This window comes from Pseudomonas sp. P7779 (assembly GCF_013386315.1).
In the GTDB taxonomy this organism is placed as follows: domain Bacteria; phylum Pseudomonadota; class Gammaproteobacteria; order Pseudomonadales; family Pseudomonadaceae; genus Aquipseudomonas.
Genome location: NZ_JACARZ010000220.1, coordinates 1 through 792 on the forward strand (window position 1 = coordinate 1; position 792 = coordinate 792).

At 60.9% G+C, this 792-nt stretch carries 1 protein-coding gene; it reads right to left on the reverse strand.

The features are described from left to right. The coding region (locus tag HX869_RS31275) for an NAD(P)/FAD-dependent oxidoreductase (RefSeq protein ID WP_178904189.1) at positions 1–519 on the reverse strand (519 nt) is incomplete at its 3' end. Positions 520–792 lie beyond the last annotated feature (273 nt).

Sequence of the window (792 nt, forward strand, 5' to 3'; positions counted from 1 at the left end):
CACCAGCACTGCGCCGGCCGGCAGTTGCGCGGGGTTGCGGTAGTCGGCGGAGTGGATCTGGTGCAGCGCGCTGTCTTGAGGGGCAATCGCCGGAATCACCGGCTTCTGGAACGGCCCGGTGGCCGCCACCACGCGGTTGGCTTCGATCACGCCTTCGCTGGTGTGGATGGTGAAGCCTGGGCGACCGACATTGCGCACCACCGAGGTCACGTCGACGCCGGTGCGAATCGGTGCATTGAACTTGCGTGCATAGGCTTCGAAGTAGTCCGCCACACGCTCTTTCGGCGCAAAGCCATCGGGGGCGACGTTATCGAAGGCCAGGCCCGGAAAACGGTCATGCCAGGCCGGGCCGTTGGCGACCAGCGAGTCCCAGCGGCCGGTGCGCCAGCGCTCGGCGATACGGCTGCGCTCCAGCACCAGGTGCGGCACGCCTTGCTTGCTCAGGTGCTCGCTCATGGCGACGCCAGCCTGACCGGCTCCCACCACCAGCGTGTCTGTTTTTGTTATTGCTTGAGTCATGTGTCTGTCCTTGCGTAATGCAGTTGGATTCAGCTTGGGCATGGCTTCAAGGCTAGGGGGAGGGCGGTTTTTAATAAAATATTATTAAGCTGGGAAGTGAGCATAAATATCGGATGCAGGCTCACCCTATCGGGTGATTTCGAGGATGGAGCGGGTGTGCAACCATCCTTGCAGTTCTTTCAGCGAGTGTTTGAAGTGGAAAACGACCGGCTTTCTTCTGCGCAATGGTTCGAACAGATGGCCCGGGTGACCGATAGCATCGGGCAATCGGGG